Below are 24,299 nucleotides of genomic sequence, written 5' to 3'. Positions count from 1 at the left end.
AAACAGAGTGAGTTTTCTCACGTTGTCTCGTGCTGTTTAGTCTAACGAGATATTAGGCCGAAGATGAGCCTGTTGAGCGTGCCCGTGGGTGCGCCGTGATGTATGTCTCACGTAGCGTATCTGCGGTCACCAGAGTATAAATCTGTGTTGTGGAGACAGAAGCATGTCCAAGTAGCTCTTGGACTACGCGCACATCTGCTCCGCCTGACAGCAGATGTGTTGCAAAAGAGTGCCTAAAGGTGTGTGGTGAGAGTTCGATGTCTAGCTGAGCACGCTCACCTGCTTCACGAATGATGAGCCAGGCCATCTGCCGGCTCACACGAGCACCCCGAGGACCCAGAAACAGCGCCGGAGTGGACTTTCCCCTGGCCGAGAATACGGGTCGAACTCGCACTAAATAGGCATCTAATGCCGCTTGCGCATAGGAACCAACGGGAACAATCCGCTGTTTGCCCCCCTTACCGCGGAGACGAATCATGCCCTCGTTCATAGTGACATCGTCAACATTGAGGTTGACTGCTTCAGAAATGCGTGCCCCGGTGGCATAAAGAAGCTCCAGGAGTGCTTTATCGCGAACGCGAATCTCGTCCTCACCATCTGTAGCGGCCAACAGTGCTGACATTTGTTCAACGCTGATTGCTTTGGGCAAGCGCTTGGGAAGCTTGGGCGGATTGAGATCTGCCGTGACGTTGTGTTCGAGGAGTCCTTCTTCGACCAAGAACTTGTGGAAGCCTTTGATCGAGCTGAGAGTTCTTGACTGGCTCGAAGCCGTCAACGGGCGTTCTGTCCTCGTTGCGAGCCATTGAACATAATCACTGACCAGTTGCAACGTGATCTGTTGCGCTTCGGTGATATCGCGTTCACAGAGCCACAGCAGGTATGCATCAATATCTCGGGTGTAGGCCGCAACGGTGTTGACGGAAAGCCCGCGTTCTATCTGGACATAGCGCAGATAGATATCTCTGGCTTGCTGCAGGTTCACTGTTACCCCTGCCAGGGTGCGCCACTGCCGAGTCGGTCACGGCGCTCCCGCATCACGAAGGGGGCATCCCCCGGTTGCAAGGTGTCCCAGCCTCTCGCCCTGGAGGCATGTGCTTGCAAGATGGCGATTTGGAAGATGGAGTTAGAGACCCGGCCTTCCAAGACCGCATCGTGGGCATCATCCAGACTTACCCAAAGCAATTCCATATCTGCTTCTTCTTCACTGCGCTCAAAAGGAACAGGAGTGTTGTGAAGGTCTCGAGCTAGAAAGATCCGAACAAATTCGTTGGATCCGCCGGGTGACGTCCAGTAGTCAGTCAGCACAGTCCACGAATCTGCTTGCAGATCCACTTCTTCGGCAAGCTCTCGTTGTGCTGCGAGAAGTGCACTTTCTCCGGGAATATCCAGCAGTCCTGCCGGAATCTCCCATTCGCGCATGCGAATGGGGTGACGGTACTGCTGGATAGCCAGCAAACGGTCGTTGTCGTCCAGGGCCAAAACCGCTACAGCGCCGGTGTGGTCGATATAGTCTCTGGCGATGACGTGATCGTTGTAGAGAAAACGTTCGTGTTCTACATTCCACACACGGCCGGTAAAGACCGTGTCCCGACCTGTAATCGATACGTCAACAGGAAGATCGCGAAAAACTTCCTGCGATGAATTGGACATGAGAAGGATTAGACCTGTTCGATATCGAACAGGCGAGTAGCCTTCTGACGCTCGAGTGAGGCCTCAACGAGCCCAGAGAACAGGGGGTGAGCGTTGTTCGGGCGTGAACGCAGTTCAGGGTGAGCCTGGGTTGCGATGTAATACGGGTGAACACTGGTGGGCAATTCCACGAACTCGACTAGTTGACCATCAGGTGAGGTTCCTGAGAAGGACAGGCCTGCGTCAGCAATCTGCTGGCGGTAGGTGTTGTTCACTTCATAACGGTGACGGTGACGCTCTTCAATGAGCTCAGAACCGTATACCTGTGCTGCCAAAGAATCCTTTGCAAGAGCTGCTTTGTAGAGGCCCAAACGCATGGTTCCACCGAGGTCACCATCGTTGATGATGTCCACCTGCTCAGCCATGGTGGCAATCACAGGAGTCTTGGTATCAGGGTCAAACTCTGAAGAGGATGCGTCGGTCAAACCTGCCATGTTGCGGGCATATTCGATCACCATGCACTGCAGACCTAAGCACAGACCCAAAGTCGGGATGCCATTTTCGCGAGCGAACTTCAGCGCACCGAGCTTGCCTTCAATTCCACGAATACCGAAACCACCGGGAACACAAATGCCATCAAGGTCGGACAGGTTCTCTGCAGCACCCTCGGGAGTTTCACAATCATCGGAGGGAATCCAGCGCAGTTTCACTTTGGTGCGGTGGGCAAACCCCCCGGCACGCAATGCTTCAGAAACTGAGAGATACGCATCTGGCAGGTCTATGTACTTTCCGACCAGACCGATCGTAACCTCGTGTGCAGGATCATGCACTGCTTCCAGCAGTGGAGTCCAGTGAGACCAGTCGACCTCGCCGCAGTCCAATCCCAGTTGCTCCACGATGTAGGCATCAAGGCCTTGGCTGTTGAGCATGGTGGGAATGTCATAGATCGAAGGAACGTCTATGGCATTAACAACCGCGTCCTCGTCAACGTCACACATGAGAGCAATCTTGCGCTTGTTGCTTTCGGTGACGGGGCGATCTGAGCGCAAAACGAGAGCATCTGGCTGAATACCAATAGAACGGAGGGCAGCAACAGAGTGCTGAGTTGGCTTGGTCTTCTGCTCACCTGAAGCGCCCATGAAGGGAACGAGAGAGACGTGAACAAAGAACACGTTCTTGCGACCAAGTTCGTGGCGAACCTGACGTGCAGACTCAATGAATGGCTGAGATTCGATGTCGCCGACCGTTCCGCCGATTTCGGTGATAATGACATCCGGCTGAGGAATGTCTTCTGCCTGCAGGCGCATACGGCGCTTAATTTCATCAGTGATGTGAGGAATGACCTGAACAGTGTCACCCAAGTACTCACCGCGACGTTCCTTAGCGATGACCTGAGAGTAAATCTGGCCGGTGGTGACATTAGCTGCCTGAGACAAGTTGATGTCGAGGAAGCGCTCGTAGTGACCGATGTCGAGGTCGGTTTCAGCTCCGTCGTCCGTGACAAAGACTTCACCATGCTGGAATGGGTTCATCGTTCCAGGGTCAACGTTGAGATAGGGGTCAAGCTTTTGCATGACCACTCGCAGTCCGCGAGCGGTGAGAAGATTGCCGAGGCTAGCTGCCGTCAGGCCTTTTCCGAGTGACGAGACAACGCCCCCGGTGACAAAAATGTGCTTGGTTACGTTAGATCCCGAAGTATTCACCACGGAATTAGAGCCTATCAGCGGGAGGTGGCCAGCTCAATCAACTCGCGGGCGTGAGCCAAAGCATTTTCTGAATCAGGTAGTCCCGAAAGTAATCGGGCCATCTCTGCTTCGCGTTCGGATCCGGTGAGCTTGTGCACACTACTTGCCGTCACTTCTCCGGAAGTGTCCTTAACTACACGCAAATGGTTGGTCGCAAAAGCGGCAACTTGAGCCAGGTGAGTCACCACGATAACTTGTGACTTTTCTGCCAAGCGGGCAAGGCGACGACCAATCTCAATCGCAGATGCCCCACCAACACCAGAATCGACTTCGTCGAAAACATAGGTGGGAACAGAGTCTTGACCAGCAATCACAACTTCGAGCGCCAGCATGATTCGTGAGAGCTCACCGCCAGAAGCGCTCTTGGATATTGGTCGAGGCTCAGAGCCTGGGTGGGGTCGAAGAAGTAGCTCAACTGTGTCGAGACCGTGCACAGCTAGTTCTTCCCCCTTGGTTACCTTCACCAGCAATTGCGCATCCGGCATTGCCAGTGCAGCAAGTTCTTCTGTGACCAGAGCAGAGATTCTCAGTGCCGCTTCTTCTCGGAGAGTATGCAATGCTTCTGCGCCTCGAATAACAAGTTCGTGATCTGCGTTAACCTCTTCAGATAGCTCAGAAATGCGCTCACTGTCGTTATCGAGTTCAAATAAACGAGCACTACCTGAATTCACCAGCGCGAGAACGTCATCGAGGGTGGGGCCGTATTTGCGCATCAGGGTGTTCAGTTCTGCGCGACGTTCCTGAATAGAGTCGATATTCTGTTCGCTTTCCCCCTCAAGGTTCGCCAAATGCGAGGAGAGTGCCCCGGCAACATCGTGGACCTGGAAGGACAACTGAGTGAGGTTTTCCAGGAGGGATGCCAATGTTGAATCCACATCTGCAACCTTTTCAAGTGCCCTCTTGGCAAGATCAACTCGGGCAAGTGCATCAAACTCATCCGACGCATCAGAGGACAGCGCTTCCCGAGCCTGGGCTGTGGCCAAACGCAGGTCTTCGGTGTGCATGAGGCGCTGTGCAAGTGCTGTGAGCTCTTCATCTTCACCAGGTTGTGGTGCAACAGCTTCAATCTCAGAGATGGACAGACGTAATTCTTCTGCCTCTTTTTGCCGGGCATCACGTGCTGCTGTGAGCTCAGCGAGCTCGGCGGAGTTGGCTTTCCAGCGGCGGAAAGCATGAGCGTGCTCACCCAGGACTTCAGCAAAATGTGGTCCAGCAAAACGATCTAATGCCTCACGTTGAGCTGATGTGGAGCGCAATCGCACCTGGTCAGATTGACCGTGAACGGCAACAAGAAGCTCACCAAGTTCACCCAATACGGCAACCGGAGTGCTTCGCCCGCCCACTACTGCACGTGATCGGCCCTCTACTGAAACTGATCTGCCCAACAGGAGCTCATCACCTTCGATGAGGCCGCCGGCATCCCTCACCGTGTCAGAAATGGCCCCTGAGGGCTGAATAATCCAGCGCCCTTCAACCCAAGCTGCATCGGAGCCAGAACGCACAGCTGTGGAATCCGATCGTTCTCCCCGCAAAAGCCCCAGAGCTGTGACAACCATAGTCTTTCCAGCACCGGTTTCACCCGTGATGGCAGTGAATCCAGGGCCTAGCGGAAGTACTGCTTCAGAGATAACGCCAAGATCTCTGATTCGAATCTCTTCTATCACGCGCCAGGACCTCGCCAGCCGGTGACGGGTAAATCAAACTTCTCGACGAGGCGATCGGTGAAGGTTTCGTCGTGCATTCGGGCAAGCAGCACAGGCACGGGTGACTTTTTGACGACAACGCGCGCTCCGGGTGGGAGGTTGCGTGTTCTGCGGCCATCACACCACAGCACACCATGACCACTGCGGCGTTCAAGAATTTCAACAGCGAGGACAGATTCTGGGCCAACAACAAGGGGACGAGCAAACAGGGCATGGGCTGAAAGCGGAACCAAAATCATGGCATCAACGCTAGGCCACACAATAGGTCCACCTGCTGAGAAGGAGTAGGCAGTTGATCCTGTCGGGGTGCTCATCACGACCCCATCACAGCCAAAGGAAGACAGAGGTCGACGATCCACCTCAATAACCACCTCGAGCATGCGTTCCCTGCTTGCCTTCTCAACAGTGGCCTCGTTGAGTGCCCAGGTTTCAAAAACTACTTCGTTTCCTACTTTGACGCGAACGGAGAGCGTTGAGCGCTCTTCCACGACAAAATCTTGTGCTAAAACGCGAGAAACAGTATCGGTGATGGAGTCTCGTTCAGTTTCGGCAAGGAATCCCACGTGTCCCGTGTTCACACCCAACATGGGAACACTTGTTCCCCGCAATAACTCAGCTGCTCGGAGGATGGTCCCATCTCCCCCAACAACTATGGCGCACTCAATGTCAGAGACAGGAACTTGTTTTTCTAGGACTTGGAGTGAGGTGAGCTCGGGAGCAAGTTCTAGAACAGCAGAAAGTTCTAGTTCGCGAATAACAGGAACAGCCCCCTGCGCCTGTATCTGTTGGCAGACCTCCACTGCGGCTTCCAAGGTGGCCTGCTGGGTGGCATGGGAGACCACGAGGATATAGCGTTCTAGTGCGCTCATGCCTATGCTCCTGCCAGTTTGTGAACCTGTTGAGTCCATTCTGATGGATTAGACCCGCTGTCCGCACGGAGCCAGAGGACAAACTCTTGATTACCAGCCCCGCCCAGGATTGGGGAGGACAGGATCCCACACACTCCCAGGCCGTGATCAAAGGCAGACCACAACACCGTCATAACTGCGTCTTCGCGCAGGGCGGGGTTGGTTACGATGCCTTCTTTGACTCCGGTTCGACCAACCTCAAACTGTGGTTTGACGAGCAAAACAAAGTCAGCGGTCTCGGTTGCGCAGGCTTTCAGCGCCGACATGATGTGAGTGAGAGAAATAAAGGACACATCCGCAACAACGACATCTGCCACAAAATCCTGCTTGACCAAGGCAGAGAGCTTGTCTCGATCAAGGCCTTTAGCGTTCACACCCTCAACAACTAAGACACGCTCATCAGAGCGAATTCGGGGAGAGAGCTGACTGTGACCGACGTCTAGAGCAACAACCGATTGCGCACCGCGCTCGAGCAACACTTGAGTAAAACCGCCTGTACTTGCTCCCACATCAAAGGAAGCGCGGCCAGAGACATCGATACCAAAGCCGTCAAGACCGGCTATCAACTTATGTGCAGCACGAGAAACGTAGTGATCTGCTCCATCCACGCTGATGTCGTCACTGTCCTCAACTTTGAAGGCAGGTTTGTTGACCACCTTGCCTCCAACTCGAACAAAGCCATCTGCGATCAGCGTGGCGGCATGACTGCGTGAACGAGCCAGAGATCTGGCTGCGAGGGCGGCATCGAGGCGTTGACTAGTCACGAGAAGGAATGTCGCCACCTTCGAGCTGTGCTCGGAGGTCGTCGTAGAGCTTTGCATAGCCTTCTGCACGGTTTTCGAGCGGTTGGTCCTCAACGACGGACAGCGCAGAGACGAGTTCGCCGTCTGACTGAGTGATGTTTTCTGAGGTGCTCATGATTCAAGGTTATCGGAAGGAAACCAAGAACAAAGCCTTGCGGGAGAGACGATCCCGCAAGGCTTTGCTCATATCCCCTATGTGTTCAGAGGTGACGCTCATCCACACCGTTGTAGGCCGACAACGGGCGAATGAGTGCGTTTGCTTGGAGCTGCTCCATGATGTGAGCCGTCCAACCGGTGATTCGTGCTGCCACGAAAATCGGGGTGAAGGTCAGGGTGTCAAAGCCCATTAAGTGATAGGCAGGACCGGATGGGTAATCCAGGTTGGGGAGAATACCCTTGCGATCGGTCATTGCTGCTTCAAGACCTTCATAAAGGTCCAACACGTCTGGACGGTTGTAGTACTCAATAAGTTCAACCATTGATTTGCGCATGGTGGGAACGCGAGAATCACCTTGTTTGTAGACACGGTGACCAAAGCCCATGATTTTGCGCTTTTCAGACAATGCTTGTTCCAGCCACGCCTCTGAACGAGCAGCTGCGTCAGGACCGAAACCAATTTCATTGAAGATGTGCAAAACAGCTTCATTTGCACCACCGTGAAGGGGTCCCTTAAGTGCACCAATAGCACCAGTCACTGCCGAGTATAGGTCCGACAAGGTCGAAGTAATCACCCGGGCGGTGAATGTGGAGGCGTTGAAGGAGTGCTCCGCATACAAAATCAAGGAGACGCGGAAAGCATCTACGACCACATCATCAGGAATTTCGCCAAAGCTCATCCAGAGGAAGTTCGCCGAGTAGTCCAGGTCCTCGCGAGGTTCAATGACACCCTCTCCACGGCGGCGACGCTGGTCATACGAAACGATCGCGGGAAGCTTGGCAAAGAGGGTGATGCTTTTTGCCAAGTTACCTTCTGGAGAAGAGTCGTCAGTGTTGGGATCTGAGGCACCAATGACACTAACGGCTGTGCGGACAACATCCATGGGGTGTGCGCTCAAGGGGAGTTCGTCAATGACGCGCTTGACGTTGGCATCCAGTTCGCGCTGTGCCCGCTCAGACTTCTGGAAGCCTGCCAACTCAGCTGCGGTAGGGAGCTCACCGTGCCACAGCAGCCAGGCGACCTCTTCGAAGCTCTTGCTGGCAGCCAGTTCTTGCACTGGGTATCCCCGGTACAGCAGTGAGTTTGTTTCAGGGTTGACTTTAGATATTGCAGTGGCATCGACCACAACGCCAGCTAAGCCCTTAAATATCTGTGGTTGTTCCGTCATAGCTTGTCCTCACAGGTAGAGACGAACGTGTCGTTCGAGTTAGTGCTTGGTGTGTGTGCTCAGGTCAAAGTTGAAGATGCCTGAATCAAAGTGGTTGTATTCCTCGTAGTCGAGAGTTTCGTAAAGATCTGCACGGGTCTGCATCTCAGGCACAGATGCCTGGAAGGATCCAGTTTCGTTGAGTGAATCAAGTCCTCGAACAGCAGAACCCATAGCCAGACGCAAGAGAGAGACTGGGTAAATCACAATGTTGATGCCAATATCTGCCAACTGCTGCTTGGTAAAGAGCTCACTCTTACCAAACTCTGTCATGTTGGCAAGCATCGGCACGTCAATAGCTGCACGCATAGCTTCAAATTCGCCAAGGTCTTTCATCGCCTCAGGGAAGATGGCATCAGCGCCAGCGTCAATGAGCATCTTGGCCCGGTCTATTGCCGCGTCAAGTCCTTCAGCTGCTCGAATATCTGTGCGCGCCATGATGAGAAGGTTCTCATCACGACGAGCATCTACTGCAGACTTGATGCGCTTGATGGCAGTGTCGTTATCCACGACTGCTTTGCCGTCCAGGTGCCCACAGCGTTTGGGGTTGACCTGATCTTCAATGTGAAGTCCAGCAACACCCGCATCTTCGAGTGTTTGCACAGTACGGGCAAGGTTGAGGGGTTCACCAAAACCAGTGTCTGCATCAATCAGTGCAGGCAGATCTGTCATGCGGGCGATCTGCTGACCGCGGCCTGCGACCTCAGTCAAGGTGGTCAGACCGATGTCAGGCAGACCAAGGTCTGCTGCCAAGACAGCTCCAGAGATATAGACACCATCAAAGCCCTTGCTCTGAATGAGCTTGGCCGAGAGCGGGTTGAACGCACCGGGGAACTGCAGGAGTTCCCCCGACGCTAAACGCTCGCGTAAATGACGACGCTTCTGAGCTGGAGTTGTCTTGGCATACAGCATTAGAACAGACCCTTGGGCAATGGCACAGAAGCCAGAACGCCAGCCTTGGCAGTAACGGTCAGGCCGCCGATTTCTTCTGCAGTAAGTTCTGGCAGGCGCTGAACGAGAGCAAGGAAGCGCTCAACTTCTGAATCTTCGATAACACCGTCAGCGAGGATGCGGAACTTGTTGATGTACTGCTCACGAGCGAAAGGACGTGCACCGAGGGGGTGAGCATCTGCCACAGCGAGTTCATCCACGATGACCGTTCCATCGTTGAGCGTGATCTCAACGCGACCACCGAATGCCTTCACCGCAGGGTCTTCAGAGTGGTAGCGACGCGTCCACTCGGCATCTTCGAGTGTGGTGGTCTTGTTCCACAGTGCGACGGTGTCTGCGCGAGAGGCCCGAGCAGGAGCATAGCTGTCAACGTGGTGCCAGGCACCATCCTGCAGTGCAACCGTAAAGATGTAAGGAATCGAGTGATCCAGAGTCTCACGGCTAGCCGTGGGGTCATACTTCTGGGGGTCGTTCGCTCCCGAGCCGATCACATAGTGCGTGTGGTGGGAGGTGTGAATGACCACAGACTTCACATTCTCGGGGTTTGTTGCCTCGGGGTGCTCGTTGTGGAGCTTGCGAGCAAGGTCAATCAGGGCCTGTGCCTGATATTCCGCCGAGTGTTCCTTGGTGTATGTGTCAAGAATTCCGAGCTTTGCTTCACCCTTTTCTGGAAGGGGCACCTCATATGCTGCAGTCGGGCCATCGAGCATCCAAGCAATGACTCCATCTTCACCTTCATAGATTGGTGTGGGGCTGGTCTCTCCACGCATGGCACGGTCAACTGCTTCAACAGCCATCTTCCCGGCGAATGCGGGAGCGTGCGCCTTCCACGAGGAAATTTCTCCCTTACGTGACTGACGCGTCGCCGTGGTTGTGTGAAGTGCTTGACCGATGGCCTGGTAGATGGTTTCGGTAGGTAGCTTAAGCATTGTTCCGATACCGGCAGCAGCAGAGGGGCCGAGGTGAGCTACGTGATCAATCTTGTGCTTGTGCAGGCAAATGGCATTTACTAGGTCAACCTGAATTTCATAACCGGTAGCAATTCCGCGAATTAAATCCGCGCCAGAAACACCAACGTGCTGGGCAACAGCAAGGATGGGTGGAATGTTGTCGCCAGGGTGGGAGTATTCAGCTGCGAGGAAGGTGTCGTGGTAATCGAGTTCGCGAACTGCGACGCCGTTTGCCCAGGCAGCCCACTCAGGAGATACACGCACATCCTGTGGTTCTCCAAACAGGTTGGCGCCATTACCCCCAGTGGAAACAGGATGTGCGAGTGCTTGTGAACGTGCAGAAACTACAGGCTTACGAGTAAGAGAAGCGACTGCTACAGAGGCGTTATCGATAATGCGGTTGATGACCATGTCTGTCACCTCTGCAGTAACTTCTACAGGATCTGAAGCTACCTCCGCGATTTTCCAGGCAAGTTGGTCTTTACGTTCAAGAGTTTCTTCACTCTTATATACGCGGACTTTGTGCAGCTTCATGAGCTTCCCTTCGGAATGTTGATGTGGTTATGCCGCATCAACGGTAGTGAGATGCCCCTTGACAGAGGCGCGGATGTTAGTCAAAGACTTGTGCAGGTGAACGTGAGTAGCGTGAGCTGCTAAAGCTGCGTCGCCGTCGATGATGGCTTGGATAATCAAGATTGTTTCTGAAACACTTTCATGTAGACGCGCAGGATTATCTTTTGCCATTCGGCGAATTCGAGAAAGATGAACTCGTGCATTTTGCAAAGCTGAAACTAAATATGCATTCTGGACGGCCTCGTCCACAGCTTCATCAAATTTTTCGTTGAGCTCGTAGTAGTGGCGAACACCTTCAGCTCCCGACTCAATCAGTTCAGAAGCGCGGGCAAATTCTTGGGCAATCTTGATAAAGACTTGGGGGTCACGTCTTTGGGCTGCTAGACGAGCTGCCTGTTCCTCAAGCGCTTCTCGAACTTCGTAGAGCTCAGCGATGTTTTCTAGTGAAACTTCTGTGACGACAACACCTCTGCCCGGAGCAGATTCAACCAATCCATCTGCCATGAGCCTGGAGAGTGCTTCGCGAAGTGGGGTGCGCGAAACTCCGAGGCGGGTGGATTGTTCAACCTCCGCCAAGACGGTCCCCGGGGCTAAATCCCCGTCAACAATTTCATGGAGAAGCCTGCGATATGCCTTGTCGCTAGCCCTCATGTTGTCTCCCTTGACCTGTTCCAACAGCTTCATTGTATACAGACTTACTCCCTCTATGTATACACACAGGGCCTGCAACACGCAATAGTTGCGAAAATATTGCACAATTAGTCATTTTGTGTATACAGTCATCCCTAGCGTTTATTTCTGAGATGTTTTCGTGTCAAAGAAATAGCAGCACAACTCACGGAGTTCTCAACGAGGAGAACCCCAGACTCAAAGGGGAGGCGAGAGATGACTGCAGGACAGAACTACCTATCGGTGTACGAATCAAGCGCCGAAAACCCTGAGCAGTTCTGGTTAGATGCTGCAAGCGCCATCGACTGGATTACTCCCCCCACCGAAGCTCTTGATGACTCAGGTGCTCCTGTCTACCGCTGGTTTCCTGGAGCTGAGCTCAACACCTGTTACAACGCCATAGATCGACACGTTCTTGCCGGTCGTGGTGATCAAACCGCCGTCATCTATGACTCAGCCATGACTGGGGTCAAAGATCGCTTTACTTACTCCGAACTTCTTGAGGAAATCAAAGCATTTGCTGGAGTATTGATTGACCAGGGAGTCACCAAGGGTGATCGGGTCATTATTTATTTACCCATGATTCCTCAAGCCATTATTGCGATGCTGGCCTGCGCTCGAATTGGCGCTGTCCACTCAGTCGTGTTTGGTGGATTTGCTGCAAATGAGTTAGCTGTTCGCATCGACGATGCGAAGCCTAAAGTACTGGTTACTGCATCAGGTGGTCTTGAGCCTGGGCGAACTGTCGAATACCTGCCCATGGCTGCTGAGGCTCTCAAGCTTTCACAAGGCTCCATTCACACCGTAATTGTGAAAGAACGACGCAACGTTCCAGGCACTATCAAAACATACAACGGCGTCAACGGCGTGACATGGTTGGACTGGGACGACGCCGCGGCGAAGGCAACACCCGCTGACTGCGTCCCTGTTCTCGCAACCGACCCGCTGTACGTTCTCTACACGTCTGGTACTACTGGTAACCCCAAAGGAATTATGCGTGACAACGGTGGTCACGCTGTTGCACTGACATGGTCCATGGCCAACATTTACAACATCAAGCCCGGTGAAGTGATGTGGGCAGCATCCGATGTGGGCTGGGTGGTCGGCCACTCGTATATTGTCTACGCTCCTCTTCTCGCTGGCGCAACCACTGTCATTTATGAAGGCAAACCAGTTGGAACACCTGATGCGGGAGCATTCTGGCGCATCGTGGATGAGTACAAGGTTCGTGCTCTGTTCACTGCACCAACCGCGCTTCGCGCCATCCGCCGCGTAGATCCTGAGCTTAAGGAACTGGCACGTTATGACGTGAGCTCCATGCACACCCTCTTCATGGCGGGCGAACGCCTCGACACAGAAACATTGGAATGGGCAAGTGAAGGTTTGGGCATTCCTGTAGTTGATCATTGGTGGCAGACCGAAACAGGCTGGGCAATTACAGCAAACCCTCGCGGTATTGAAACATTACCCATCAAGCCTGGGTCCTCGACTGTTCCAGTTCCTGGCTACAAAGTTGAAGTTGTCGACGGCAAAGGCAACCACGTTGCTCCCGGCGAAGAAGGAAACATCGTCATCAAGCTCCCTATGCCTCCAGGAACTCTTGCCGGATTATGGGGTAGACCTGACGGCTACCAGAAGGCATACCTTGATGCGTTTGATGGATATTACGCAACCGGAGACTCCGGCTACATTGATGAAGATGGCTACGTCTTCGTCATGGGTCGCACCGATGACGTTATCAATGTTGCCGGACATCGCCTCTCAACCGGTCAGTTAGAAGAAGCATTGGCCCACCACCCCGACGTGGCTGAATGTGCTGTTATCGGCGTGAAAGATGAACTTAAGGGCCAGCGTGCTAGTGGTTTTGTCACCCTCAAAGCCGGGGTTGACCGTAACCATGACGAGATTTGTTCCGAACTGGTGAAATTGGTCCGCGAGAAGGTAGGCCCCGTTGCTGCCTTCCGTGACGTGCTCGTGCTCGAGCGCCTCCCCAAAACCCGTTCAGGAAAGATTCTGCGCAAAACAATGCGTCAGATAGTGGATGGCGAAGATTTCGTCGTCCCACCAACGATAGAGGACATCAGTGTCCTTGAAGATCTCACGGTTGCCCTCGTGGGCAACCCTGAACCGATGAAGCCGGCCTAAATCCGGCAGATTCACTGCACTACCCCAACACATGAGGCAAGGAGGCCGCGTGAGTAACGAAGAGACAGAGAAGGGTCATCACAGGATTGATTATCCTGCCTTCGAAGAAACACCCAAGTACAAGGAGCTACGCAAACGTCAGCGTGGATTCGTAATCCCTGTACTTATCGCAGCAATGGCGTGGTACTTCCTATACGTTGTACTCGCCGTTTTTGCATCTAACTGGATGGCAACACCTGTATTTGGTGTTATCAACATTGGTCTAATTTTTGGACTCCTTCAGTTCGTCACGACATTCGGAATTACGATGTGGTACGTCAACTTTGCTAACAAGCGACTTGACCCACTTGCATCTGAACTTCGTCAAGAGCTCGAAGCTAAGCAGAAGGCAGGTGTCGCATGAGCAACGTTCTGATTCACGCTGCAGAGGCTGTCACCACAACCTCGGCAGATAACAATCCAATCCTCAACATGAGCATCTTTGGTGCTTTTGTTATCGTGACGATGATCATCGTTATTCGCGCAGGACGGAACAACAAGTCTGCAAACGAGTTCTACGCAGGTGGTCGCTCCTTCAGTGGTACCCAAAACGGTATGGCTATCGCAGGTGACTACCTTTCAGCCGCATCCTTCCTCGGAATTACTGGTGCAATCGCACTTGCTGGATACGACGGATTCTTGTACTCCATCGGCTTCCTTGTTGCATGGCTCGTAGCCCTGCTCCTGGTTGCAGAACTTATGCGTAACACAGGTAAGTTCACCATGGCGGACGTACTTTCATTCCGCCTCCACCAGCGTCCAGTGCGTCTGGCAGCAGCAATCTCCACTTTGGTTGTTTGCTTCTTCTACCTTCTCGCACAGATGGCTGGTGCCGGTGGTCTGGTTTCACTGCTTCTCGGAGTCAACGACCAGCTCGGTCAGGCCCTCGTGGTCGCAGTCGTGGGTATCCTCATGGTTATCTACGTACTCGTTGGTGGCATGAAGGGTACGACTTGGGTTCAGATCATCAAGGCAGCTTTGCTTATTGCTGGGGCAGGAATCATGACCATCTGGGTTCTTGCACTCAATGGTTTCAATCTGTCAACCTTGCTGGAAAAGGGTGTTGAGGTTTCTCAGGCACTTGAGGCTCCCTTCGACCCACTTCAGCCTGGTCTGAAGTACGGCAAGAACCCTATTGACTTCATCTCATTGTCAATGGCTCTCGTACTCGGTACCGCAGGTCTGCCACACGTACTCATGCGTTTCTACACGGTTCCTACCGCGAAAGAAGCTCGTAAGTCCGTTGTGTGGGCTATTTGGCTCATCGGTGCGTTCTACCTCTTCACTCTGGTTCTCGGCTTCGGCGCTATGGTCCTTGTTGGACCCGCAACGATTGCTGCAGCACCAGGTGCTGCTAACTCGGCTGCTCCGCTGCTTGCTGCAGCACTCGGTGGCCCAGTTCTGCTTGGTATCGTTTCAGCTATCGCATTCGCGACGATTTTGGCCGTGGTTGCTGGTTTGACCATCACCGCTGCTACCTCGTTCGCACACGACATCTACGCCAACGTCATCAAGCGTGGTGAGGTTCGCCCTAACGCAGAGGTCAAGATTGCTCGCATTACCATCGTGGTAATTGGTGCTCTCGCAATCCTTGGTGGTATCGGTGTACAAGGTCAGAACATTGCGTTCTTGGTTGCTCTGGCATTCGCAGTTGCAGCTTCCGCAAACCTGCCCACCATCATCTACTCGCTTTACTGGCGCCGCTTCAACACTCGTGGTGCACTGTGGTCGATGTACGGTGGTCTGATTTCCTCCGTAGTTCTGATTGCTTTCTCCCCTGTGGTTTCCGGAAAGCTTGACCCCAAGACTGGAGAGCTCACCGCTTCCATGATCAAGGGTGTTGACTTCCACTGGTTCCCACTGGACAACCCAGGTATCGTTTCGATTCCTCTGGCATTCCTGCTCGGTATCCTCGGAACCTATGCAGGTGGTCGTAAGGAAAACTCCTGGCTTGCAGCAGAGATGGAAGTTCGTTCACTCACCGGTCACGGTGCAGAGAAGGAAGTTCACCACTAAGCACTCCACAATAAACGAACGCCCCTGGTTATCCAGGGGCGTTCGTTTATTGATTAGCAATACAACTCTTCGGGAACAGAAAACCCAAAAATTGCAAGTCCGCTATCCCAGATCACTTGGCACGCAGCTCGAAGAAGATCCAACTTGTCCTCTCCTCTGCTCACGATCACCAAATCCATGCCCTCTTTACGCACCGTGGCTCCACGAACCGTAACTGACCCGTCTTTGTTTGTTACTGGGGTGGGATAAGGCAACTGAAGCTCGCGGAGGTCCCCAAGGATATAGGTCGGCCGTGACCCTGCAGGAGCTGCAAGTAATTGCTTGGGTTGATCAATCCCAGTGAGCACAAGAACTGTTTCCATCCCCGCACGATTACCACCCATGACATCGGTGTCGAGACGATCACCGATAAACAACGCAGTCTCTGGAGCTTCGGCAGTGCCGAAGCGACGGGCTGCCTCCTCGAAGATGGGAAGTTCAGGCTTACCTGCAACCTGTGGTAGGCGGCCAACTGCTGTGTGCACTGCAGAAACCAGAGTCCCATTTCCTGGTGCAAAACCGCGGGCGACGGGGATAGTCCAGTCCATGTTTGTGGCAACCCATGGAATACCCTCTCCCTGAGCATTCGACACAGTTCCACCAAAGGCGTCAGCACTGGGTCGAGTATTCAATGCAAAAGCTGCTTCTGCAAGATGCTTCCAACCAAGCTCGGGAGAGAAACCCTGGATGACAGCAGCTGGGTTATCTTCAGCGGAGAAAGTGACGGTATAACCATTTTTTTCGAGCTCGTAAGTCAAGCCTTCACCGCCGACAACTAAAATGGTCGCCCCTGGCTCCACGACCTCAGCCAGCAGGTGCATTGCTGCTTGAGGCGAAGTGACGACGTCCTCTTCAGCACATTCCAAACCGAGTTCACGAAGATGAAAGGCGACACTTGCTGCTGTGCGTGAGGCATTGTTTGTAATGTAACCAACCCGAGTGTGTTCTGAGACAGAATTCAGCGACTCAACCGCATAGTCGATAGCACCTGGACCTGCATATACGACGCCATCGAGATCTGCCAGCACGACAGATTTACCTTCTACAGGGCTAGGCCCCAAAATGGGCTGCTTCTTTGAAAACAGACTCACGTCTATTTCCCCTCTTCATCCAGATGGGCTGTCTCCATCAAGATTTGGCGAACATCATCCTCAAGAAGATCATCTGGACCAATACCTTCAGCAATGAGAGCATCCTGCTCTGCAATATTCAATTCAGTGTCGAATAATTCAACTTCAGCGCTTTCTGACTCCTCAAAGGCACCAGAACTGATGACATCAGCCAATGCGAGAGTCTCCACATCAAGAGGCCCTTCGCTAACAAGATCAAATTGGTCTTCTACTATTTCCTCTTCAAATACGACGATATCTTGTTCGTCTTCATCTGTGGATGCAATCAACTGGGCATCGATGAGTGCTTTTTCAGCAACTTCAGCGCACGTAATCCACTCGGCAGCTTCTTGGTGTCGGCCCAACTCTTCTAATACCTCGGCATATGCATGGAACAATGCTGGGCTGTATGTGAACGCTTTAGAAGGGTCTAGTTGAGGAATTTCTAATTCCGCTAAGGCCAGATCAACCTGATCTAAATCAAGTCGTGCTCCAGACATTGCAATAGCCAGGGCAACCTGTGTTGGTTCCGACAGGGTTGATTTATCTACCGAACGCCCTAACTCTAAAGCCTTATCTGGGCGTCCAACACCACGCTCGGAATCCACCATCAGTGCAATCTGTTCATTCGATCCCGAAATACGCCGGTAGGTTCTCAATTCACGCAGCGCCAGTGCAAAATCCCCAATCGCATACGCGGTAATTCCCAGTGTTTCTCGAACAATCGCAATACGTCCAGCACGACGAGCGGCAGAAAGAACATGCTGGTGCGCCAGCTCAGGATTCTCATCCATCAGTCTCACTGCCATCACCAAATGCTTGGCAACGCGCTCTGCATTCTCTTTGGTGAGAGTTTTCAGCTCATTGCGTGCTGCCTTGTCGAGCATGTCATCAGTGACATCATCATCAATCCAAGGATCGTCGTGGTGGGGGCGAACCATACGAAGCTCGCGCGCCATCCTCTGTTCTTCAGTGAGCTCAGGCTCCTCAAAACGTGGACGACGCTCGTCACGATCACCAAAATGACGCCCTCCAGTGCGTGGAGCACCTGCACGATCTGGGCGACCACCGCGGTCTCCATAGCGAGGACGCTCTGGACGGTCTCCATATGAGCGGTCTTGAGACCGCTGAGGGCGATCACCGTAGGGGCGTTCACTGCGTTGTGGCCTGTCCCCATAGCTGCGCTCATTCGACCGTTGTGGTTTATCTCCATAAGAACGCTCTTTGCGGTCGGGCCGGTAGCCACGATCACTGTAAGAGGGGCGGCCACCACGATCATTACCTGTGCGTTCGCCACGGGGTGCACCTTGTGAACCACCGCGGCTATAACCGCCGCGTTCAGGACGGTCATTACGGTCAGGGCGTCCACTATAGGAAGAACGCTCCCCCGAAGGACGTTGTGGTCGGTCACCACGTTGAGCACCATCACGATCGCCATACCGGGGACGATCACCTCGATCAGGGCGTGCTCCATAAGCATGACGCTCAGTGCGTTGAGGACGGTCATCAAAACGTGGACGGTCGCCTCTTTGGGGACGATCTCCATAGCGGGGACGATCTTCACGATCTGGACGCGAGGCACGTTCGCCAAATGTGGGTCGTTCCCCTCGAGGCTGACCTGTGCGACGGTCACGCTGTGGACGTGAACCATCGCGTGGAACACCGTAGCGGTTAGGTCGCTGCTCACGAGAACTCTCTGGGCGGTTGTTTCGGGGACCGTGGCCATCTCGGCGGGGTCGATCAGCACGTTCAGGCGTGCCGAATTCTTTATCTTCGTCGCTCATCAAAGAGTCCTCTGTGTAATTTGAAGGCAGTTCGCAAGAAACGTTGAGAACTACGAATTCCAGCTTAACGCAAAAGAGCCACCCGTAAAAACGGGTGGCTCTTTTACAAAGAAGTCCGGCGGTGTCCTACTCTCCCACAGGGTCCCCCCTGCAGTACCATCGGCGCTGAGAGTCTTAGCTTCCGGGTTCGGAATGTAACCGGGCGTTTCCCTCTCGCTATGGCCGCCGAAACACTATTGATGTATATCAAAGTGAAACGTGCACATACGATGTATGCGCAGTTCTCGACCGTACATCGAGAACCACTCAGTGGACGCGAACATCAGGCCACACAATCCAGCCTTACAACGGATTATGTGTAGTGATTATCAAATTATTGGCTTATTAGTACCGGTCAGCTCCATGGGTCTTTAGTCCCCACTTCCACATCCGGCCTATCAACGCAGTAGTCTAGCTGCGAGCCTCTCCCCCGAAGGGATGGAAATCTCATCTTGAGGCCGGCTTCCCGCTTAGATGCTTTCAGCGGTTATCCATTCCCAACGTAGCTAATCAGCGGTGCTCCTGGCGGAACAACTGACACACCAGAGGTTGGTCCGTCCCGGTCCTCTCGTACTAAGGACAGATCCTCTCAAATTTCCTGCGCGCGCAGAGGATAGGGACCGAACTGTCTCACGACGTTCTAAACCCAGCTCGCGTACCGCTTTAATGGGCGAACAGCCCAACCCTTGGGACCTACTCCAGCCCCAGGATGCGACGAGCCGACATCGAGGTGCCAAACCATGCCGTCGATATGGACTCTTGGGCAAGATCAGCCTGTTATCCCCGAGGTACCTTTTATCCGTTGAGCGACAGCGCTTCCACAAGCCACTGCCGGATCACTAGTCCCGACTTTCGTCCCTGCTCGACCTGTCAGTCTCACAGTCAAGCTCCCTTGTGCACTTACACTCGCCACCTGATTGCCAACCAGGTTGAGGGAACCTTTGGGCGCCTCCGTTACTTTTTGGGAGGCAACCGCCCCAGTTAAACTACCCACCAGGCACTGTCCCAGAACCGGATTACGGTTCATGGTTAGATGTCCAGAGTGACCAGAGTGGTATTTCAACAATGACTCCACCGACACTAGCGTGCCAGCTTCAAAGTCTCCCACCTATCCTACACAAGTCACACCGAACACCAATACCAAGCTGTAGTAAAGGTCACGGGGTCTTTCCGTCCTTCTGCGCGTAACGAGCATCTTTACTCGTAGTGCAATTTCGCCGAGTTCGCGGTTGAGACAGCTGGGAAGTCGTTACGCCATTCGTGCAGGTCGGAACTTACCCGACAAGGAATTTCGCTACCTTAGGATGGTTATAGTTACCACCGCCGTTTACTGGGGCTTAAATTCGCAGCTTCGCTTACGCTAACCGCTCCTCTTAACCTTCCAGCACCGGGCAGGCGTCAGTCCGTATACATCGTCTTGCGACTTGGCACGGACCTGTGTTTTTAGTAAACAGTCGCTTCCCACTGGTCTCTGCGGCCTTCAAACGCTTCAGGAGTAAATCCCTACACGCCTCAGGCCCCCCTTCTCCCGAAGTTACGGGGGCATTTTGCCGAGTTCCTTAACCACGATTCTCTCGATCTCCTTAGTATTCTCTACCTGACCACCTGAGTCGGTTTGGGGTACGGGTGACTAAAACCTCGCGTCGATGCTTTTCTTGGCAGCATAGGATCATCAATTTCGCTCGTGAGAGCTACCCATCGGTTCTCAGGCTTAATGAGAGACGGATTTGCCTATCTCTCGCCCTACGGCCTTAGACCGGGACAACCATCGCCCGGCTTGACTACCTTCCTGCGTCACACCTGTTAATACGCTAACCGCACCAGCATAGGGTCGTGTGCTAGGCCAGCCCGTCGTCGACCGAAGTCTCAGATCAGGTGGATTCAGACACTTAGCATTACTGGATTAGTTTGGGCGGTTTTTCGTCAGTACGGGAATATCAACCCGTTGTCCATCGACTACGCCTGTCGGCCTCGCCTTAGGTCCCGACTTACCCAGGGAAGATTAGCTTGACCCTGGAACCCTTGGTCTTCCGGAGGGGGAGTTTCTCACTCCCCTTTCGCTACTCATGCCTGCATTCTCACTCGTGTAGCCTCCACGGCTGGTTTCCACCGCCGCTTCGCTGGCCACACGACGCTCTCCTACCCATCAATACGGCTGGACCACGAAGGCCTACCAATATATATCAATGCCACAACTTCGGTGGCGTGCTTGAGCCCCGTTACATTGTCGGCGCGGAATCACTTGACCAGTGAGCTATTACGCACTCTTTCAAGGGTGGCTGCTTCTAAGCCAACCTCCTGGTTGTCACTGCAACTCCACATCCTTTTCCACTTAGCACGCGCTTTGGGACCTTAGTTGGTGGTCTGGGTTGTTTCCCTCTCGACAATGAAGCTTATCCCCCACTGTCTCACTGCTGCGCTCTCACTTACCGGCATTCGGAGTTTGGCTGACGTCAGTAACCCGGTGGGGCCCATCGGCCATCCAGTAGCTCTACCTCCGGCAAGAAACACGCAACGCTGCACCTAAATGCATTTCGGAGAGAACCAGCTATCACGAAGTTTGATTGGCCTTTCACCCCTATCCACAGCTCATCCCCTCAGTTTTCAACCTAAGTGGGTTCGGTCCTCCACGGCGTCTTACCGCCGCTTCAACCTGGCCATGGATAGATCACTTCGCTTCGGGTCTAGAACATGCGACTGAAACGCCCTATTAAGACTCGCTTTCGCTACGGCTTCCCCTCGCGGGTTAACCTCGCCACATATCACTAACTCGCAGGCTCATTCTTCAAAAGGCACGCTGTCACACCTACAAGGGTGCTCCAACGGTTTGTAAGCAAACGGTTTCAGGTACTATTTCACTCCCCTCCCGGGGTACTTTTCACCTTTCCCTCACGGTACTTGTCCGCTATCGGTCATCTGGGAGTATTTAGGCTTATCAGGTGGTCCTGACAGATTCACACGGGATTTCTCGGGCCCCGTGCTACTTGGGATACTTCTCGCGCCATTGCTGCATTTCGACTACGGGGTTGGCACCCTCTATGACTGGCCTTTCAAGACCATTCGTCTATACAACGTTGTAACGCTTACTGCTCGGTAGAACAGAATGAAAAGTCCCGCAACCCCGACCATGCAACTCCTACCGGATATCACACATGATCGGTTTAGCCTCTTCCGCGTTCGCTCGCCACTACTTACGGAATCACTTTTGTTTTCTCTTCCTGTGGGTACTGAGATGTTTCACTTCCCCACGTTCCCTCTACCCGCCCTATATATTCAGGCGGGAGTCACTGGGTCACCTTGCGGGCCCAGCGGGGTTTCCCCATTCGGAAATCCTCGGATCAAAGCTCGTTTATCAGCTCCCCGAGGCTTATCGCAGATTACTACGTCCTTCTTCGGCTCCAGATGCCAAGGCATCCACCGTTTGCTCTTAGAAATTTGAAATCACATGAGTTTGAATCGATTTTTCGTTATAGAAAAATTGACCAATGATCTATCGGAACGTAAATAAATTTACGCTCAATATGATCTTTGTGATTCAGAGATAAATCTCTGAATCTAAGATGCTCGCGTCCACTGTGTAGTTCTCAAAGTACGGGCGGTACCCCTCTTGTTTACGAGTGATGTAAACGAAGAAAGGTCCAGAGGTTCGTTTCACCAAGTAAAACCTGGTGTCCCGGTCCCTCAGGACCCAACAGCGTGCGCATTCAGACCCTCCTGGAGCACTGCGTTCCAAGTCCGAAGACCGTACTAACTGTGAACCATGTGGTTCTGAATCAATGTCAATGTTCCACCCATGAGCTAACCTCCTCAGAACATTCGTCTGAGTAGAGGCTCTGGAAGACATATAGTCTCCAAATGCTCCTTAGAAAGGAGGTGATCCAGCCGCACCTTCCGGTACGGCTACCTTGTTACGACTTAGTCCTAATCACCGATCCCACCTTCGACAGCTCCTTCCTTGCGGTTAGGCCACTGGCTTCGGGTGTTACCGACTTTCATGACTTGACGGGCGGTGTGTACAAGGCCCGGGAACGTATTCACCGCAGCGTTGCTGATCTGCGATTACTAGCGACTCCGACTTCATGAGGTCGAGTTGCAGACCTCAATCCGAACTGAGACCGACTTTTTGGGATTCGCTCCACCTTGCGGTATTGCAGCCCTCTGTATCGGCCATTGTAGCATGCGTGAAGCCCAAGACATAAGGGGCATGATGATTTGACGTCATCCCCACCTTCCTCCGAGTTGACCCCGGCAGTCTCCCATGAGTTCCCACCATTACGTGCTGGCAACATAGGACGAGGGTTGCGCTCGTTGCGGGACTTAACCCAACATCTCACGACACGAGCTGACGACAACCATGCACCACCTGTATACCGACCTTACGGGGAGCGTATTTCTACGCTTTTCCGGTATATGTCAAGCCTTGGTAAGGTTCTTCGCGTTGCATCGAATTAATCCGCATGCTCCGCCGCTTGTGCGGGCCCCCGTCAATTCCTTTGAGTTTTAGCCTTGCGGCCGTACTCCCCAGGCGGGGAACTTAATGCGTTAGCTGCGACACAGAATCCGTGGAATGGACCCTACATCTAGTTCCCAACGTTTACGGCGTGGACTACCAGGGTATCTAATCCTGTTCGCTCCCCACGCTTTCGCTCCTCAGCGTCAGTAATGGCCCAGAGATCTGCCTTCGCCATCGGTGTTCTTCCTGATATCTGCGCATTCCACCGCTACACCAGGAGTTCCAATCTCCCCTACCACACTCTAGTTTGCCCGTACCCACTGCAGGCCCGAGGTTGAGCCTCGGGATTTCACAGCAGACGCGACAAACCGCCTACGAGCTCTTTACGCCCAATAATTCCGGACAACGCTTGCACCCTACGTATTACCGCGGCTGCTGGCACGTAGTTAGCCGGTGCTTTTTCTGCAGGTACCGTCACTTTCGCTTCTTCCCTACTAAAAGAGGTTTACAACCCGAAGGCCGTCATCCCTCACGCGGCGTTGCTGCATCAGGCTTGCGCCCATTGTGCAATATTCCCCACTGCTGCCTCCCGTAGGAGTCTGGGCCGTGTCTCAGTCCCAGTGTGGCCGGTCACCCTCTCAGGCCGGCTACCCGTCGTCGCCTTGGTGAGCCGTTACCTCACCAACTAGCTGATAGGCCGCGAGTCCATCCTTGACCGAAATTCTTTCCACCCCCTGGTGATGCCACCGAGGGTCGTATCCGGTATTAGCTACAGTTTCCCGCAGTTATCCCAGAGTCAAGGGCAGGTTACTCACGTGTTACTCACCCGTTCGCCACTAATCCACCGGAGCAAGCTCCGGGTTCATCGTTCGACTTGCATGTGTTAAGCACGCCGCCAGCGTTCGTCCTGAGCCAGGATCAAACTCTCCGTAAAAGATTGATAGCCACCGGCTAATAGCTGGTGGCAAATCTATTTATGTGACATTCCCCGGAATAAGGGCGAATGTCACGAGTTTGAAACTGACAAAACAGAACAGTCATTGCTGACATGTTTTGTTGTCTAATTTTTTTCCAAAGGAATCCGTACATCAACAAAAAGTTGATGCCGGGTTTTGGCATTTGACATTGTGCACGCTGTTGAGTTCTCAAGGATCGGGCGCTCCTAGTCCAATACTTTTCAGAATCGGTTTAGGGCAACTGTCCTAACTTACCATCAAAAACAATCTTGTCAAACTCATCACCGGAGAGTCATGGACTCTTGGGCTGCCGTTCGCAACATCGCGATACATGATGGATTTTCATCCAGATAGTTACCAAGTGTTCGCCGTAGCGTTTTCTCAAAGTAACTGAGATGGTCCCGCTTGAGGGTGGAAGCTCTGA

At 53.3% G+C, this 24,299-nt stretch carries 16 protein-coding genes and 3 rRNA genes; 3 read left to right on the top strand and 16 right to left on the bottom strand.

Going from position 1 to position 24,299, the window contains the following annotated elements:
• Positions 1-52: 52 nt before the first annotated feature.
• From xerD to AURUGA1_RS03300, 11 genes are all read right to left on the bottom strand, one after another.
• Entirely contained in the window at positions 53-982 is a 930-nt protein-coding gene (xerD, locus tag AURUGA1_RS03345) for a site-specific tyrosine recombinase XerD (protein WP_114128870.1), read from the bottom strand.
• A 2-nt stretch (positions 983-984) separates the two neighbouring features.
• A complete protein-coding gene (locus tag AURUGA1_RS03340) occupies positions 985-1,650 on the bottom strand; it encodes an NUDIX hydrolase (RefSeq protein WP_114128869.1) in 666 nt (221 codons plus the stop codon).
• A gap of 8 nt (positions 1,651-1,658) precedes the next feature.
• Positions 1,659-3,335 carry a CTP synthase gene (locus tag AURUGA1_RS03335; protein WP_205214674.1) on the bottom strand — a complete coding sequence of 559 codons (1,677 nt, stop codon included), beginning with the start codon at positions 3,333-3,335 and terminating at the stop codon, positions 1,659-1,661.
• Positions 3,336-3,349: 14 nt separating this feature from the next.
• The gene (gene recN / locus AURUGA1_RS03330) at positions 3,350-5,038 is read right to left on the bottom strand and encodes a DNA repair protein RecN (protein ID WP_114128867.1); all 1,689 of its coding nucleotides are present in this window, start codon (positions 5,036-5,038) and stop codon (positions 3,350-3,352) included.
• The gene (locus tag AURUGA1_RS03325; RefSeq protein WP_114128866.1) at positions 5,035-5,946 is read right to left on the bottom strand and encodes an NAD kinase; all 912 of its coding nucleotides are present in this window, start codon (positions 5,944-5,946) and stop codon (positions 5,035-5,037) included. The genes recN and AURUGA1_RS03325 overlap by 4 nt, the downstream gene beginning before the upstream one ends.
• A 2-nt stretch (positions 5,947-5,948) precedes the next feature.
• Complete coding sequence (locus AURUGA1_RS03320) at positions 5,949-6,749, bottom strand: TlyA family RNA methyltransferase (protein WP_240187389.1); 801 nt, start codon at positions 6,747-6,749, stop codon at positions 5,949-5,951.
• The gene (locus tag AURUGA1_RS08110; protein WP_172418246.1) at positions 6,742-6,903 is read right to left on the bottom strand and encodes a hypothetical protein; all 162 of its coding nucleotides are present in this window, start codon (positions 6,901-6,903) and stop codon (positions 6,742-6,744) included. Before AURUGA1_RS08110 ends, AURUGA1_RS03320 begins: the two co-directional genes overlap by 8 nt.
• An 85-nt stretch (positions 6,904-6,988) precedes the next feature.
• Positions 6,989-8,113 (bottom strand): bifunctional 2-methylcitrate synthase/citrate synthase, encoded by a 1,125-nt coding sequence (locus AURUGA1_RS03315; protein ID WP_114128864.1) that lies wholly within the window; start codon positions 8,111-8,113, stop codon positions 6,989-6,991.
• A gap of 39 nt (positions 8,114-8,152) precedes the next feature.
• Positions 8,153-9,064: a methylisocitrate lyase gene (prpB, locus tag AURUGA1_RS03310; RefSeq protein WP_114128863.1), complete on the bottom strand. Its 912-nt coding sequence runs from the start codon at positions 9,062-9,064 to the stop codon at positions 8,153-8,155.
• A complete protein-coding gene (locus AURUGA1_RS03305) occupies positions 9,064-10,587 on the bottom strand; it encodes an MmgE/PrpD family protein (protein WP_114128862.1) in 1,524 nt (507 codons plus the stop codon). Before AURUGA1_RS03305 ends, prpB begins: the two co-directional genes overlap by 1 nt.
• Before the next feature lie 27 nt (positions 10,588-10,614).
• Positions 10,615-11,310 (bottom strand): GntR family transcriptional regulator, encoded by a 696-nt coding sequence (locus AURUGA1_RS03300; RefSeq protein WP_371412365.1) that lies wholly within the window; start codon positions 11,308-11,310, stop codon positions 10,615-10,617.
• 201 nt (positions 11,311-11,511) lie between these two features.
• Here AURUGA1_RS03300 and AURUGA1_RS03295 point away from each other — a divergent pair, with 201 nt between their 5' ends.
• The 3 genes from AURUGA1_RS03295 to AURUGA1_RS03285 are packed head-to-tail and all read left to right on the top strand — an operon-like array spanning position 11,512 to position 15,495.
• Positions 11,512-13,440 (top strand): propionyl-CoA synthetase, encoded by a 1,929-nt coding sequence (locus AURUGA1_RS03295; protein ID WP_114128861.1) that lies wholly within the window; start codon positions 11,512-11,514, stop codon positions 13,438-13,440.
• 49 nt (positions 13,441-13,489) lie between these two features.
• Positions 13,490-13,843 carry a DUF485 domain-containing protein gene (locus tag AURUGA1_RS03290; protein ID WP_231951833.1) on the top strand — a complete coding sequence of 118 codons (354 nt, stop codon included), beginning with the start codon at positions 13,490-13,492 and terminating at the stop codon, positions 13,841-13,843.
• Positions 13,840-15,495, top strand: coding sequence for a cation acetate symporter (locus AURUGA1_RS03285; RefSeq protein WP_114128860.1), 1,656 nt, complete (start codon positions 13,840-13,842; stop codon positions 15,493-15,495). Before AURUGA1_RS03290 ends, AURUGA1_RS03285 begins: the two co-directional genes overlap by 4 nt.
• 53 nt (positions 15,496-15,548) lie before the next feature.
• Here the strand turns inward: AURUGA1_RS03285 and AURUGA1_RS03280 are convergent, their stop codons facing one another.
• The 5 genes from AURUGA1_RS03280 to AURUGA1_RS03255 form a co-directional block, all read right to left on the bottom strand.
• Complete coding sequence (locus tag AURUGA1_RS03280; protein WP_114128859.1) at positions 15,549-16,625, bottom strand: HAD-IIA family hydrolase; 1,077 nt, start codon at positions 16,623-16,625, stop codon at positions 15,549-15,551.
• A 2-nt stretch (positions 16,626-16,627) separates the two neighbouring features.
• Entirely contained in the window at positions 16,628-18,427 is a 1,800-nt protein-coding gene (locus AURUGA1_RS08105) for a hypothetical protein (RefSeq protein ID WP_205214673.1), read from the bottom strand.
• A 113-nt stretch (positions 18,428-18,540) separates the two neighbouring features.
• Positions 18,541-18,657, bottom strand: a 5S ribosomal RNA gene (gene rrf, locus AURUGA1_RS03265).
• 134 nt (positions 18,658-18,791) lie between these two features.
• Positions 18,792-21,907, bottom strand: a 23S ribosomal RNA gene (locus AURUGA1_RS03260).
• Positions 21,908-22,332: 425 nt separating this feature from the next.
• Positions 22,333-23,853 (bottom strand): 16S ribosomal RNA (locus AURUGA1_RS03255).
• The 16S, 23S and 5S rRNA genes sit together here, the layout of an rRNA operon.
• Positions 23,854-24,299 lie beyond the last annotated feature (446 nt).

Origin of the sequence: Aurantimicrobium sp. MWH-Uga1, from assembly GCF_003325955.1 — a bacterium.
Classification (GTDB): domain Bacteria; phylum Actinomycetota; class Actinomycetes; order Actinomycetales; family Microbacteriaceae; genus Aurantimicrobium.
The sequence above is the reverse complement of the archived record's forward strand: the minus strand, read 5'-3'. Positions and strand labels throughout refer to the sequence as shown.